The organism is Acinetobacter sp. AL9, from assembly GCF_041464035.1.
Taxonomy (GTDB): domain Bacteria; phylum Pseudomonadota; class Gammaproteobacteria; order Pseudomonadales; family Moraxellaceae; genus Acinetobacter; species Acinetobacter towneri.
The window spans coordinates 73,898-89,099 of record NZ_JAYFSK010000004.1; the positions used below are offsets into that span (position 1 = coordinate 73,898).

At 41.6% G+C, this 15,202-nt stretch carries 14 protein-coding genes and 1 tRNA gene; 4 read left to right on the forward strand and 11 right to left on the reverse strand.

Annotation, left to right across the window (positions count from 1 at the left end):
• Window positions 1-175: 175 nt before the first annotated feature.
• Genes proB through ACEO2X_RS01830 form a run of 3 tightly spaced genes read right to left on the reverse strand, consistent with a single transcriptional unit; the run spans window position 176 to window position 2,829 of the window.
• The gene (gene proB / locus ACEO2X_RS01820; protein WP_096901091.1) at window positions 176-1,309 is read right to left on the reverse strand and encodes a glutamate 5-kinase; all 1,134 of its coding nucleotides are present in this window, start codon (window positions 1,307-1,309) and stop codon (window positions 176-178) included.
• 27 nt (window positions 1,310-1,336) lie between these two features.
• Window positions 1,337-2,551, reverse strand: coding sequence for an Obg family GTPase CgtA (cgtA, locus tag ACEO2X_RS01825; protein ID WP_004971687.1), 1,215 nt, complete (start codon window positions 2,549-2,551; stop codon window positions 1,337-1,339).
• A gap of 47 nt (window positions 2,552-2,598) precedes the next feature.
• Window positions 2,599-2,829, reverse strand: coding sequence for a hypothetical protein (locus ACEO2X_RS01830; protein ID WP_225531281.1), 231 nt, complete (start codon window positions 2,827-2,829; stop codon window positions 2,599-2,601).
• Between ACEO2X_RS01830 and ACEO2X_RS01835 the strand changes: the two genes are divergently transcribed.
• Complete coding sequence (locus ACEO2X_RS01835) at window positions 2,768-3,964, forward strand: MFS transporter (protein ID WP_371970991.1); 1,197 nt, start codon at window positions 2,768-2,770, stop codon at window positions 3,962-3,964. The genes ACEO2X_RS01830 and ACEO2X_RS01835 overlap by 62 nt on opposite strands.
• A gap of 64 nt (window positions 3,965-4,028) precedes the next feature.
• Here the strand turns inward: ACEO2X_RS01835 and ACEO2X_RS01840 are convergent, their stop codons facing one another.
• From ACEO2X_RS01840 to uvrB, 5 genes are all read right to left on the reverse strand, one after another.
• Window positions 4,029-4,391 (reverse strand): helix-turn-helix domain-containing protein, encoded by a 363-nt coding sequence (locus ACEO2X_RS01840; RefSeq protein WP_004971692.1) that lies wholly within the window; start codon window positions 4,389-4,391, stop codon window positions 4,029-4,031.
• Between the two features lie 217 nt (window positions 4,392-4,608).
• The gene (locus tag ACEO2X_RS01845) at window positions 4,609-6,066 is read right to left on the reverse strand and encodes a glyceraldehyde-3-phosphate dehydrogenase (RefSeq protein WP_004971695.1); all 1,458 of its coding nucleotides are present in this window, start codon (window positions 6,064-6,066) and stop codon (window positions 4,609-4,611) included.
• A 268-nt stretch (window positions 6,067-6,334) separates the two neighbouring features.
• Window positions 6,335-7,255: an EamA family transporter RarD gene (rarD, locus tag ACEO2X_RS01850; protein ID WP_371970992.1), complete on the reverse strand. Its 921-nt coding sequence runs from the start codon at window positions 7,253-7,255 to the stop codon at window positions 6,335-6,337.
• Between the two features lie 177 nt (window positions 7,256-7,432).
• A complete protein-coding gene (locus ACEO2X_RS01855; RefSeq protein WP_004971700.1) occupies window positions 7,433-8,032 on the reverse strand; it encodes a lipocalin family protein in 600 nt (199 codons plus the stop codon).
• A gap of 170 nt (window positions 8,033-8,202) precedes the next feature.
• Window positions 8,203-10,230: an excinuclease ABC subunit UvrB gene (gene uvrB, locus ACEO2X_RS01860; RefSeq protein WP_371970993.1), complete on the reverse strand. Its 2,028-nt coding sequence runs from the start codon at window positions 10,228-10,230 to the stop codon at window positions 8,203-8,205.
• Between the two features lie 252 nt (window positions 10,231-10,482).
• Between uvrB and ACEO2X_RS01865 the strand changes: the two genes are divergently transcribed.
• A complete protein-coding gene (locus tag ACEO2X_RS01865; protein ID WP_004971705.1) occupies window positions 10,483-11,271 on the forward strand; it encodes a hypothetical protein in 789 nt (262 codons plus the stop codon).
• Between the two features lie 56 nt (window positions 11,272-11,327).
• Here ACEO2X_RS01865 and ACEO2X_RS01870 read toward each other — a convergent pair whose 3' ends face one another.
• The gene (locus ACEO2X_RS01870; RefSeq protein WP_004971707.1) at window positions 11,328-11,507 is read right to left on the reverse strand and encodes a hypothetical protein; all 180 of its coding nucleotides are present in this window, start codon (window positions 11,505-11,507) and stop codon (window positions 11,328-11,330) included.
• Window positions 11,508-11,725: 218 nt separating this feature from the next.
• Here ACEO2X_RS01870 and ACEO2X_RS01875 point away from each other — a divergent pair, with 218 nt between their 5' ends.
• Window positions 11,726-12,961, forward strand: a complete 1,236-nt coding sequence (locus ACEO2X_RS01875; protein WP_004971708.1) for a pyridoxal phosphate-dependent aminotransferase — start codon at window positions 11,726-11,728, stop codon at window positions 12,959-12,961.
• A gap of 198 nt (window positions 12,962-13,159) precedes the next feature.
• On the opposite strand, the gene ACEO2X_RS01880 is transcribed toward ACEO2X_RS01875, so the two are convergent.
• Window positions 13,160-13,987: a DMT family transporter gene (locus tag ACEO2X_RS01880; protein ID WP_371970994.1), complete on the reverse strand. Its 828-nt coding sequence runs from the start codon at window positions 13,985-13,987 to the stop codon at window positions 13,160-13,162.
• A 124-nt stretch (window positions 13,988-14,111) separates the two neighbouring features.
• On the reverse strand, window positions 14,112-14,570 hold the full coding sequence (locus ACEO2X_RS01885; RefSeq protein ID WP_004971712.1) for a hypothetical protein: 459 nt from the start codon (window positions 14,568-14,570) through the stop codon (window positions 14,112-14,114).
• A gap of 250 nt (window positions 14,571-14,820) precedes the next feature.
• Here ACEO2X_RS01885 and ACEO2X_RS01890 point away from each other — a divergent pair.
• Window positions 14,821-14,896 (forward strand) — tRNA-Asn (locus ACEO2X_RS01890).
• Window positions 14,897-15,202: the final 306 nt, after the last annotated feature.

The following is a 15,202-nucleotide window of genomic DNA, read 5'->3' on the forward strand; positions in this document are numbered from 1 at the left end:
GTTAGAACCACATAAAAAAGAGATTAGACTGATTTAACCTCCAGTTTAACCTCTATGTGTACGGTGTTTCAATGAAATTACTTGTTATTGCTTAACAGTACAAAGTGAGATAAAAATATTGATTTTCAATCACTTTCATAGCGTTTTGCACACTGCAAGTAAGTGCATGTTTTTGCTAGTAAATAGCCATGTGATTGCGATGGATCATCTCCAACGAACGTGCCTCGCCTAACACCTGATGCACTTTGTCAGAAGCCAAGCCTTTGACCAAATCTGCAGAACGTGAACTAAAATTAACACGTCCCACAGCGACACGATGACCTTGTGTATCTACACACTCCACCACATCGCCACGTTCAAAATGCCCTTCTACCGCTTTTACACCCACAGGCAATAAACTGCGATGATTTTCTTTAATGGCTTTGACTGCGCCATCATCAATCACCAAACGTCCTGCCGTTTGTAAATGTGCCGCCAACCACTGTTGATGCGCTGCAATACGGTCATTGTCAGTAATGAACAGTGTACCCAACATTTCGCCCGCCATTAAACGCGCAAGCACATTGTCACTTTCACCACTGGCAATTAAAGTTGGACAACCCGATTTAGCCGCCAAACGCGCTGCACGGACTTTGGTCAGCATGCCACCGCGCCCAAACTTGCCGCCACCACCCGCCATATCAAACAGACTTTCATCCAAAGCGCGTACAGTATGGAACAGTTTTGCGTTTGGATTAGAACGTGGGTCGGAGTCAAACATGCCTTGCTGATCGGTCAAAATAATCAACAAATCTGCATGTACCTGCCCTGCCACCATCGCAGCCAAAGTGTCGTTATCACCAAAGCGAATTTCGTCAGTAGACACTGTGTCATTTTCATTAATGACTGGTATCACGCGCCATTCAATCAGGTTTTGCAATGCATCGCACGAGTTTAAATAACGACGACGATCTGCCAAATCATCATGGGTTAATAGGACTTGTGCAGTTTGAATCTGGTGTTTTTCCAGCACACTTGACCAAGTTTGAATCAAGCCCATTTGACCAATGGCAGCGCATGCCTGAAGACTGGGTAGATCGGTGGGTCGATGCTCAAGTTTCATTCGCACCATACCTTCAGCCACAGCTCCCGATGACACTAAAATAATTTCGTGTCCAGCATTGTGTAGATCTGCAATTTGTCCCGCCCAATGCGAGATTGCATCCAAATCTAAACCTTGCCCATTGGCTGTGAGTAAAGATGATCCGATTTTAACAACGATTCGTTTACAACCCTTGAGCTGACGTTGCCCATCTACCACTTCTATCATCTTGTCCTCAGTCACTTTTTGTAGCGCTTAGCGTACGTAGTACACTTCTACTTCGCCATCTTCACCATCATCGTCTTCGTCGTCATCGCCCAACATACCTGCAAGACGTTGCTGACGGCGCATCTCACGATACGCTTCTTTCGCGGCAATGGTTTGTTCACGTGTTTCAGCTTCCAGCTGATCACGGAATGCTTTCATTTCTGCTGCGTACTCAGGATCTTCAACTTCGCGTTCACGTTGTTGCTCAATTTGATCCATCAAGTAATACACCACTTGCTGTGTACCTTCAGACATTAAGCCTGAAGTTTTGAACACAGGACCATCCCACTGCAATTCTTCAAGAATGTGTTTACACCATTCTTCACGTGAATCTTCAGGAAGTTGATCAAGTTTATTCAACACCAACACGATTGGTAACTTTGCCAAAGTTGGAGAGAATTTTTCCAACTCTTGCAGAATTGCTTTGGCATTGTACGCAGGATCAGAACCATCAATAGGTTGAACATCCACAATGTGCAGTAAAATACGAGTACGCGCCAAGTGTTTCAGGAAGCGAATCCCCAAACCTGCGCCTTCTGCTGCACCTTCAATTAGTCCTGGAATATCTGCCATGACAAAAGAACGATGACGATCTGCATCCACCACGCCTAAATTTGGCACCATGGTGGTAAATGGATAGTCAGCAACTTTTGGTTTTGCCGCAGACACGGCACGAATAAAGGTCGATTTACCCGCGTTTGGCATGCCTAGCAAGCCTACATCGGCAAGGACTTTCAACTCCAAACGGATTTCACGGAATTCACCTTTGGTACCATGCGTGAATTTACGCGGTGTTCGGTTGGTAGATGATTTAAAGTGAGTATTCCCTAAACCACCATCACCGCCTTGAGCGACCAATACTTTCTGACCGCTTTCGACTAAATCTGCAATAATATCGCCAGAGTCTGTATCTACAATGGTTGTGCCCACTGGAACGGTCAAAACGACAGATTCACCGCCACGACCTGCACAGTTTGCGCCCGACCCGTTTTTACCACGTTCAGCGCGAAATTTACGGGTATAACGATAATCTACAAGGGTGCTTGCGTTGTCGTCGGCTTGAATAAAAATACTGCCGCCACGACCACCATCACCGCCATCTGGCCCACCAAATGGTACAAATTTCTCTCGGCGAAAACTGGCTACGCCATTGCCACCGTCGCCAGCCTCTACGGTAATGACTGCTTCATCAACAAAGCGCATCTTGCCAATCCTCTAAAAACTTTAAAAGCCGTATATTCTGCCATATTTTAGAGAATTTCTCGAATTATATTTATGCAATCGTATACAGAGCTGCTTTTTATCGCTGATTGTTCAAAACACTCATTCCTTTTAGCAATGATATGATCGTTTTTTCTTATTTCTCCTTCCTCATCTAAGTTCTTATAGTGCTTTAACCCTTGTTTGCTTTCTGCCGCCATGTCTAATGCTGTTGCCACCACAACTACGCCTGCTTTATCACCTAAATTTGTTTTGCTCATGGCAACCGCCTGTGGCTTGTGTGCAGGGTCGGCGTATTTTAATCAGCCTTTAATTTATTCAATTGAAAAAAGTTTAGGAATTAGCACCAGTCAGGCAGGCTTTGCTGTGGTTTTAGCACAAATAGGTTATGGGCTGGGTTTAATGTTACTCGTGCCTTTGGGTGACTTGCTGAATAAGCGTAAATTGATTGTCAGCCTGATGGTTTTTGCTGCGTTTTCTCAAATTTTGCTGTCTTTTAGCAGCAATTTAGCCATGCTGTATTTCTTTACCGTATGTGCCACTTTTGGTGCGATTTCTGCACAAGTGCTTATTCCGTTTGGATCTAGCATCAGTCCACCTGAATCGAGTGCTGCCATTGTCGGCAAATTGATGAGTGGCTTGGTAATGGGGATTATTTTATCGCGCACTTTCGCGGGTTTTGTATCGACCTATTGGTCTTGGCAAGCTGTCTATTTCAGCAGCGGCATCATCACCCTACTTTTTGCAGGCCTAATGTGGACAAAACTTCCATCTACGGCTGCCAATAAAAATTTAACTGTAGCGGGCATTTATCGTTCTTTAATTCAGTTGGCTATAACCCAACCACATTTAATTCGTAGAGCGTGCGCGGGCGCTTTGGGCTTTGCCATTTTGTCCTTGGTTTTTACTTCCATGACTTTTGTTTTAGCCAATCCGCCTTATTATTTTAGTGATTTTCAAATTGGGCTTTTTGGTTTATTGGGTGTGATTGGAATTTTCTCGTCAAGTTGGTCGGGTAAAACGGTCGGCAAAGGTCGTGAGAATTTTGTCGCAATATTATGTATTGGCTTGATGTTGTTTTCTTGCATTCCACTCTTTTTTGCACAGCAGAATATTGTGGCTTATGCCGTTGGCGTATTGATGAGTTATTTTGGTCTAACTGCTTTTCACGTATTGAATCAAAACTTGGTGTACCGAATTGATGCCACCGCACGTTCCCGCATTAATGCGGTATATATGACTATTTATTTTTCAGGTGCAGCACTTGGTTCACTGACGGCGGTCTACGCATGGCAACACCGGGGCTGGATGGGTTGTGTTGTCAGTATTTTGGTATTTGCCATCGGGATTTTGCTGATTGATCGTTATGATTTTTCACATCGACGCACTATTTAATCATCCAGAATGTGCTTTGGAGTAGGAACATCTACAGCGACTTCCCTAAAAGATGAGTAATCCATTAGTGAGAAGATTGCTGTGAAGTTTCAGGCAAATGCTGTTCTAAATACTCAATCAGTTGATTCACTCTTGCTGCAATTTGTGAGCCTTCAAAAGTGAGTTGATATTCCACTTTAGGCGGCACCGTTGGGTAAACTGTACGTAAAATTAACCCATCTTGCTCAAGAGTTTTCAGGGTTTGCGCCAGCATTTTTTCACTCACCCCTTCAATGCGCTGTCTTAGCTCACTAAAGCGGTGCAAACCTTCGCTTAAACAATGCAACACCAACATTGACCATTTATTGGCTAAATGTTCTAAACGAATCCGTGATGGACAATCTTTAGCAAGGACTTGCCCGAGTAAGTGACTGGTTGCATATTGCATAACGGTATCCTTCTGTTATTTCTATTGTTCAGGCTTTGAAAGCTTGAAAGCAAAATCAAATCTACTTACTTTTTAGCATAGACTTTATTTTGGTAAGTTTAGGATAGCGTATTAGGTGGAAATTTCAACACTCATCCTTATATTTAAGAATGAAATAAATGCAAAAAAAAGAGCTTCATTTGAAGCTCTTTTTGATTTTAAATTCTGTATCTACAAATTATGCATTTGTTTCAGCAGGAACTTTAGGATAGCTTACGCCGCCCATTTGTTCAGCAATACGCAATACTTGGCAGCTATAACCCACTTCGTTGTCATACCAAACGTAAGCAGTTAAACGGTTGCCTGAAGTAATGGTTGCTTGCGCATCAAATACACCTGCAGTACGCGAACCAATGAAGTCACTTGAAACCACTTCAGTCGAGTTGGTATAACCAATTTGACCTTGAAGATTAGAGTGAATTGAAATTTGACGAATGTATTCGTTCACTTCTTCACGATCTACTTCTTTCTCAAGCGTTAAGTTCAAGATTGCAAGTGATACGTTTGGCGTTGGAACACGCACAGAGTTACCTGTTAATTTACCTTGTAATGCAGGCAATGCTTTCGCAACAGCTTTCGCTGCACCTGTTTCGGTAATAACCATGTTCAATGTTGCTGCGCGACCACGACGATCAGCCTTGTGATAGTTATCAATCAAGTTTTGGTCGTTAGTGAATGAGTGAACAGTTTCAACGTGACCATTCACAACAGTGTACTTGTCATGCAACACTTTTAAAGTTGGTGTAATTGCGTTTGTTGTACAGCTTGCTGCAGAAATAATGGTATCTTCATCAAGAATGTCTGCTTGGTTAACACCGTACACCACGTTTTTCATGTCACCTTTACCAGGTGCAGTTAAAATTACGCGTGCAGCACCTGGGCATTGAAGGTGTTGTGCAAGACCTTCTGCATCACGCCATTTACCTGTGTTGTCAATCACCAATGCATTGTTGATGCCATAAGCCGTATAGTCTACTTCAGATGGGTTAGACGCATAGATCACTTTAATGAAGTTACCATTTGCGATAATTGCTTCATTTTCTTCATCTACAGAAATTGTGCCTGCAAATGGACCGTGAATAGAGTCACGACGCAATAAAGACGCACGTTTTTCTAAATCACCATCAGACGATTTACGTACCACAATTGCTTTAAGGTTTAAGCCACGGCCAAGACCAGATTGACCAATGATTAAACGCGCAAGGATACGACCAATACGACCAAAACCGTAAAGTACAACATCTTTGCTTTCTACAGTTGTTGGATTGCCCGCTAAAGATTTCACAGCGTCTGCAACAAATGCATTTACATCGCCGCCTTTTTCTTTATATTCAACAGCAAGTTTACCTAAGTCGATTTCTGCTGAACCGATGTTGTCTACTTTAGCCAAAGCTTCAAGCAATGGGAAAGTGTGAACAACTGAAAGTTCTACGTCCATCATACGAGTACGACGGTGTGCTTTCAAAATTTGAATCACAGAACGGTTAACTAAAGAACGACCAAAAACTGAAACCATGATATTTTTTTCACGGTACAACTGACCGAGTAAAGCAATCATACGTTCCGCGATTTCTTCACGGTTTTTCCAGCGACCTTGGTGCTCTGCGTGTAGGGCGATGATAGTCTCTTTGCTCACAGATACGTCCTCTAATTAATTGTATATCTAGGCATGAATTTCAAAACCCGATAATTGTAATGGAATTGTCGTCAAGATTGAATCAAAAGCTGGTACTGACCCGAATATTTTCCTATATATTCACTATAAATTCATAAAATAGTTGTAATTATTTTTGTGATTTTAGTTTTTTCAACAAAAGTTCAATTTTTTAGACGAAAAGGAGGATGATGCCAAACCTCATTATCCTCTTGGAAATTTGAATATCTCACCATAACGACGGCTTTTATTATTCAGATGACTGTTGAATTTTCCGCTGTAAATCTTGCTGATTCATTTTTTGCTTTCTTAAATGCAAGCACCCTTCAACCACCAATAATGCAACTGCCAACCAAATTGGGATATAAGTCAGCCATTCCCCTGCTTCAACTCGTTCACCTAACAACATAGACACAAAAGCCAACAGCACAGGTTCTAAATAACTCAGTAAACCAAAAATCACAAAAGGCAAATGGCGGCTGGCCAAAATATAACTGCCAAGTCCCAATGCACTTAAAAAGCCCAATCCAAGTACCAACCAAATTAAATATGGAAAAGCTGCGATGACATTTACACTGTCACTATAATAAAAGCCTAAATATACCGCGACAGGAATAACTAGCAGTAAATCCCACCAAAACCCGCCCAAGTGATCGGTTTGAAAGACCCGACGTAAAAAGAAATATAAAGGATAGGCAAATGCCACATATAAGGTTTCCCACGCCACCGTGCCAATGCGCCAGATTTCATGACTGACACCTAGCACGGCTAAGGCAACTGCTGCCATCTGCCAAGTCGATAACTTTTCTTTATATAGCACACAGCCAAGCAAAACCATGATCAAAGGCAATAAGAAATAACCCAAAGAAACCTGCAAACCACGCCCGTTAATCGGCCCCCACAAAAATAACCACAATTGCGTAGTGCATAAAAAAGAACTAAAAATCAGCCAAAGTATGAATTGTGGTTGTTGTTTGAGCCGCTGAAAAATCGCGGAAATATGTTTTAAATCTCCCGACCACCACATAAACAAAGTTAGGAATGGCAAAGTTGCCAACATACGCCACGCAAAAGTTTCTTCGCTGTCTAAAGGTTTGAGTAATTGGGTATAAAAATACAGCACCCCAAAAGTGACCGATGCTAAAACCGATAGTGCAATGCCTTTATACATCCGACTCTCCCCTATATTAGTCGGCATTATACTCATATATACGTTGTTTTAGAGATTGATCGAATGTTCAAAATTTAAAATGACAGGATATAAAAAACCACGCAGCTTTTGCGTGGTCAATTGGTCTGCATACGTTTGTCTGCTTATATCTATAAGTAGCTCTGGAGCTGCTGCAACTTAGTCTGACTTTTTAGTTTGCGTATGTCTGGTATAAATCACATCACTTAAGTCATAACCGAGTGATTTGGCATAGTTCAGATATTCAGTCACGACAGCCTGATCAGGATGCGGCGTACGTGAAAGTACCCATAAATATTTACGGCGTGGTTCACCCACCAAGGCAGTTTGATAGTCATCATCTAGCTTTAACACCCAATAATCACCACGCCCTACAGGCAACCAACGAATGACTTCAGGTAAAAAGCTAACTTTGAGTTTGCTGTTAAAAGGCGCATTTTGTACAAAAGCTTCGCCCAAAGCACGCATTTGTTTGCCATCTTTTGCAATACAACGGTTATCCACCTGCACATTGCCATTTTCATTCAATGTATATGCTGCTGTTACATTTGAACCGCATTTGTTTTGGAAATATAAAGGCTTTCTTGCAACCTCATACCAAACGCCTAAATATTTATCTAATTCGACTTTTTCTACCGTTTTCATCGGTTCATTGGTTTTGGAATATGCCATAGTCGCAGCACCCAAACCAATCAGCACCACACCACCAAGGGCAATTTTGGCAAGTCGCGCACCTGCAAACGGAAGTTTTTTAGCCATTGTCCCAACCTCTAAACTCTAATGTTCAGTCAATTTTGTTTATCTTCTTCAAAAATAACCGCAAGCATTTCAATTTACTGTATGGATATGTAATTTTTGCAACTCAAATTTTACATAGCAAGTTTAGTATGCAAACTCGCACTTACACTGACAGTGCAATTCGCCCCAATTTAGCCAGATTGCAACATTTGCGCTTTTAAACGCAAAATTTCATCACGTAAACGAGCCGCTTGTTCAAATTGCAGTTCTTTAGATGCTTTCAACATCTCTTTTTCAAGTTTGGCAATATGTTTGGCATACAGTTTAGGATCAGCCAAAATGTGCTGTTCATCGTCACTTAAAGCACGGCTTTGTGCATTGATTTTTTCATCAATTTGCTCATCGTTCAGCACTTCACCTGTGTCGATTTCTTTAATCACCTGACGCACTGCACTACGTGGAGTAATGCCGTGCAATTCATTAAATTCAATTTGTTTGGCACGACGACGCTCTGTTTCATCTATCGCCTTTTGCATTGAATCGGTAATGCGATCTGCATATAAAATTGCTTTACCTTTCAAGTTACGTGCTGCACGTCCAATGGTTTGAATCAACGAACGTTCTGAACGTAAAAAGCCTTCTTTGTCGGCATCTAAAATTGCCACTAAAGACACTTCAGGCATGTCTAAACCTTCTCGTAACAGGTTAATGCCAACCAAGACATCATGCACGCCTGTACGTAATTCGTGAATAATTTTGACGCGTTCTACGGTATCAATATCAGAGTGTAAATAAGCCACTTGAATGCCGTATTCTTTTAAATACGAGGTCAAATCTTCAGCCATGCGTTTGGTTAAAGTGGTGACCAACACCCGCTCATTCAATTCTTTACGCAAATTGATTTCAGACAGCACATCATCCACCTGCGTTAACACAGGACGAATTTCAATTTCTGGGTCAATCAATCCTGTTGGACGCACCACTTGCTCTACAATTTGTTGCGATTTTTCCAACTCATATTGTGCAGGTGTAGCGCTCACATAAATTGTGGATGGGACGATGCGCTCCCATTCTTCAAATTTCATTGGACGGTTGTCTAACGCACTAGGTAAACGGAAACCATAATTCACCAAGTTTTCTTTACGTGATCGGTCACCTTTATACATCGCGCCAATTTGCGGAACGGTCACGTGCGATTCATCAATAATCAGCAAGGCATCATCAGGTACATAATCAAACAAAGTGGGCGGTGCTTCGCCTGCAGGTCGTCCAGACAAATGTCGTGAATAGTTTTCGATGCCGTTGGTATAGCCCAATTGCTGCATCATTTCTAAATCATAGCGGGTACGTTGTTCTATGCGCTGCGCTTCTAGCAATTTGTCATGTTCGCGAAAAAACACCAAACGCTCTTTTAGTTCTTCTTTAATGGTACCAATCGCACGTTCCAAATTATCCTTAGGCGTAACATAGTGACTTTTAGGATAAATAGTCACGCGCGGCACTTTACGCACCAATTTGCCTGTTAATGGATCAAACCAACGAATCGAATCGACTTCATCATCAAATAATTCTATGCGAATAGCATGCTGATCAGATTCAGCAGGGAAAATATCTAAAATTTCACCACGAATACGGTAAGTACCGCGCAAAAGCTCTAGCTCATTACGGCTATATTGCATTTCCACCAAACGACGGATCAAATCATCACGATTCACCCGATCACCTTGCACCACATGCAGCAACATGCTCATATAAGCATTGGGGTCACCCAAACCGTAAATTGCAGATACCGATGCGACAATAATGGCATCACGACGCTCTAGCAAAGCACGTGTGGCCGAGAGTCGCATTTGGTCAATATGATCATTAATAGACGCATCTTTTTCAATAAAAGTATCGGAAGATGGTACATAGGCTTCAGGCTGATAATAGTCATAGTAACTGACAAAATATTCGACTGCGTTGTTCGGAAAGAACGCTTTAAACTCACCATACAACTGCGCTGCCAGCGTTTTGTTATGTGCCATGACAATGGTCGGACGCTGTGTTCTGGCAATCACATTGGCCATGGTATAAGTCTTACCTGAGCCTGTAACCCCAAGTAATAGCTGATCATGATAGCCCTGTTCTATCCCTTGAACCAATTTTTCAATGGCTTGTGGTTGGTCACCCGCAGGTTGATAGTTGGTGACTAAATCGAAAGGTTGCTTATCACTCACAAATGCAGCTCTCAGGTTTGATGCGACCTAATATTTTAGCAGATTTGCCTACACTCAGGACATCCGAATATGTTGTGGCGATGTTGCGTAGCTACAAAGCCATTGCTCGGTTTTAATTCTGTATTGGACGCTGTTAGAACGAAGATGTGCTACGACTAAATTGAGCACGGGGAAACTGCTTTAAGACTTGACCCACTGGCTATTCAAAGGCAACATGAAATTTCAGGACGACAACCATAAAAGCACACATTCATGACTTACCAATATCACGACGAATCAATTATCAAAAGCCTCCCTGAAGATACTGTTTTCGTATTTGGCAGTAACATGGCAGGACAACATGCAGGTGGTGCAGCACGAACAGCCAAAGAATTTTTTGGTGCCGTTGAAGGCGTCGGGCGCGGTTGGGCAGGACAAAGTTTTGCCATTCCAACCATGAATGAACATTTACAACAAATGCCACTATCGCAAATTCAGCACTATGTGGATGACTTTAAAATCTATGCCAAAAACCATCCTAAAATGAAGTATTTTTTAACTTCAATTGGTTGTGGTATTGCAGGTTATACGGTTGAAGAAATTGCCCCTATGTTTAAAGGCATTGCCCATAATGTGATTTTTCCTGCGTCGTTTCGTCCTTTTGTCGAAAAAGCATTGCCTAAACTAACGCAAAAATTACTACACACCATTTACCGTGATTCTGTGATTTTTACCCCTGCCACCGATGAATTAATTGAAGTCTTGGCATTGAGCGATAATGAAAAAGCCTTGGCTAAAATCATATTGAATACACAAATGTACCCAACTGACAGCAATGGGCGTGATCGGGTCTTTGAAATTCAGGATATTTTGCACAACTTAAATGGTAAGGTATTCGAGTTCCAAAATAATTCAGAAGGCCCAATGCTATTTGGTGCAGCGATTTTGGCTTTATTGGAATTGTATAATATCAACGAGCAAGATTTTAGCGATGTATGGCATGGCGTACGTGAAATCTCGCCGCCAAAACCTGCCAACAAAGCGCGTAAGCATGTTCGTTAATTTCAATACTTTTAAATCCCCATCAATAAAAAATGCCACGTAATTGTGGCATTTTTTTAGCGCTTACCCATCGAACGACGAGTACCACGTGGCGGTGGCCAAGTCTTATCCGCATATTGCTCAGGTTTAGGACGCACCGAATTATGTACCGCCTGATCATTATCCTGCGCTGTGTTTGGCATTGGGAATGGGAGATTCACCAATGGTTTTTTTGAAGTAGGCTGCTGCTTACTCATGACCATCACTCTTATAAAATTTGGACTATTTTAAAGTTTTTTGCCGCCCGATGCGAGAAACTTCCACCTCACAGCAGTTTTAATCACGATTTCATAGGAAATTGGTCTAATTTGGTGATTTTTTATTAATTTGATGCAATTTTAAACGACGCAGACATCGAATTTAGGCTAAGATAATATGCTTTTTATTTTTTTATCCCTATAAGAAGGAATATGCCGTGGACGTACGTCTCTCTGATCGTGTCAATGCCATCAAACCGTCCCCAACACTTGCAGTAACCAATAAAGCCGCTGAACTTAAAGCTGCGGGTCATAACGTTATTGGTTTGGGTGCAGGTGAACCGGATTTCGATACACCACAACACATCAAAGATGCAGCTATTGCAGCAATTAATAACGGTTTTACAAAATATACTGCTGTTGACGGTACGCCTGGTCTTAAAAAAGCCATTATCGCAAAATTAAAACGTGACAATAATCTTGACTACCAAGCGAACCAAATTTTGGTGTCTTGTGGTGGTAAGCAATCATTCTTTAACTTGGCGTTGGCTTTGTTAAACAAGGGTGATGAAGTGATTATCCCTGCACCGTTCTGGGTAAGCTATCCAGATATGGTGATTATTGCTGAAGGCGTGCCAGTCATTGTGGAATGTGGTGAAGAACAACGTTTCAAAATCACGCCTGAACAATTAGAAGCTGCGATCACTGACAAAACACGTTTAGTGGTGTTAAACAGCCCATCTAACCCTACAGGTATGATCTACACCAAAGCTGAATTAGAAGCTTTGGCTGCTGTACTACGTAAATACCCTGAAGTATTCATTGCATCTGACGATATGTATGAACCAATCCGTTGGGATGATGAGTTCTATAACATCGCAACAGTTGCACCAGACCTTTATGACCGCACAATCGTATTAAACGGTGTGTCTAAAGCTTATGCAATGACTGGCTGGCGTATTGGCTATGCAGCGGGCCCTGCTAAACTAATTGGTGCGATGAAGAAAATTCAATCTCAATCGACTTCTAACCCAACTTCTATTTCGCAAGTTGCTGCAGAAGCTGCATTGAACGGCCCACAAGACGTACTTGAGCCAATGGTTGAAGCATTCAAACGCCGTCACGACTTAGTTGTAAATGGTTTGAATGACATCAAAGGTATTTCTTGCTTACCTGCAGATGGCGCGTTCTATGCGTATGCAAACATCAAACCATTGATTCGTGCGAAAGGCTTAAAATCTTGCACAGAATTCTCTGCTTGGTTATTGGAAGAAACTGGTGTTGCCGTTGTTCCTGGTGATGCGTTCGGTTTAGGCGGTTTCATGCGTATTTCTTATGCAACTGCAGACGAAGTGCTTGTAGATGCGCTTGCACGTATCAAAAAAGCAGCAGAATCAATTGAAGGTGTAGATGAAGCGATTGCTTCAATCGAAGCTGAAAAAGCTGCCAAATAATCTAAACCTGTTTAGATGAACAAAACCCACGATTGAATCGTGGGTTTTTGTTTTAATTACGTTTTTTCACTCATCATTTTTCCTCATTTCTGAGGAGAGAGATCACAAATAACGCTTTTAAAAAGCCTCAAGATCATTTCTTGATTGATATAAAAATTCCAATACAAAAAAATCAAAACAACAGCAATCTAAACGGTTTTATACACGAGGTTTGGTTAAAATCACCATCAAAATACCACACAACACGATCAAGGTTGCCACGACCATCAACAGGGTGAGTTGTTCACCTAAAAAAATCACACCGCCTAAAATCGCCAAACACGGTACAGAAAGTTGCACAGTACTTGCGGTAATGTGATCAATTTTTTTCACAATGCTGTACCACAACACATACGCGCCAGCCGAAGCCAATGCACCCGACAACACTGCCAAAACCACACCCTGCCAAGTGATAAAACTTTCGGGTAAATACCAAAGAAAAAATACAACAACAAGTGGTGTCGCCAGAATGAAATTAGATAGAGTATTGGTTAAAGCATGCTGCATCGTCTTTGCAGCAATACTGTAAAAACCCCATGCAATACCTGCCAGTAACATCATCAATGCATATTTGAACGTTGGCGTACTGGCTTCAGGCAATAGCAACAAACCCATCCCCAATATAGCACAACCTAACCCGACCCAGCGCGGCAAAGTCATGCGCTCACCATGCAAAATCGCATAACTGATCATGGTGATTTGCACTGCGCCAAATAGAATCAATGCACCAATGCCTGCATCTATATGCAAATATGCCAACGAAAAACCGAGTAGATATACAGCAAGGCTTAATGCAGATTTCCATTGGAATTGAATTGGTTGTTGAACCTGCAAAACAGCATAGAATATGCCTAAGCACACTGCCCCACTGCCAACCCTGAGCAAACTAAAACTCATAGGGTCAATTTGCTGTTCAGCCAATGCCAAACGACACAGCAAAGAATTTGCAGCAAATGCGAGCATGGCAATGCATATTTTAATCCACACGGCTGAATATCCTTTTCAAGCTGTTCGCAAATTTTTATCACAGTTTATAACACTATTTTGGTGCGAGTCATTTAACTCGATTCAATGCAAATCTATTTGGCTGGCAATGATCAATCATCATAGATTAAACACTGTTTTTCAACGCAGTAATCAGTTCTGATTTAGACACTGTAGGTTGAGATGTTCCTTTATATTCACATAAATAGCGAAAAGCAAAGTCTAATTCTACACGCAATTGTTTTTGTTCAGACACAGACCACACGCGTGAACGGTTACTCCCCGAAAGCGCGCTGCCCGCCAGTTGGTACAAATACAAATCATGATCACGCTGCAATGGTTTTTTTGTGCCGTTGTCTGGATGGTCTGAAAGCAATTGGCAGGTCGATTGAATGAGCCATTTTTCACTAAACCACAACTGCAATAAATCGCCCAAATACAAATCTTGAGGTGCCAAAGGCCAGACATGAATAAACGCGCCTTCTACAGCAGTGTAGTATTGTTCAGGCGTAGACAAGATAGAAAGATAATGTTCTTGATAATAAGAAAATTGAGAAAAAATGTCAGAAATGCTGAGCGTATTCATTCGCTTACTCCGATTTAGCCATTTTAGTGCTGGCAAGTTGGGTTAAATCCACACTGTTTAAGATGCTACTTAAACGCTTTGTTCTGTCACTCAGACTAACAACCGATTTTGTGTAACGCAAGTCTTGTGGGTGATTTTTTAATAAAATTTTGTTTTTTGTTCAAATAAAAAGCATATAAAGTCAAAATGAAAGAAACATGACAATTTATGCTTGACCCTTGCTTAAATCTGCTTATAATCGCATTCAGATTCTCCCATAGCTCAGTCGGTAGAGCGACGGACTGTTAATCCGCAGGTCCCTGGTTCGAGCCCAGGTGGGAGAGCCAAATTCTAAAAAGCCCAAGCATAACGACTTGGGTTTTTTATTGCCTAAAATTTATGGATGATGTGGTCTGTAAATAACCAAGCAGCGATTCATGCCTTAATCGTTCAAAAAGATGAATGTAACTGTTTTGGGCAATTCAGCTTAATGTAATTCCTAATCTTAGCCTTGATCATTTCTAAGGTAAGCGTCCGCTGAACACACCTTCTGAATTCATCCTATAAGCCTTAATTTAGTCCCCACTTAGAAACAAGTGGGGACTTAAATTTATGACTACAAATCATCAGACATCCATCGCATCTCTTGCGAA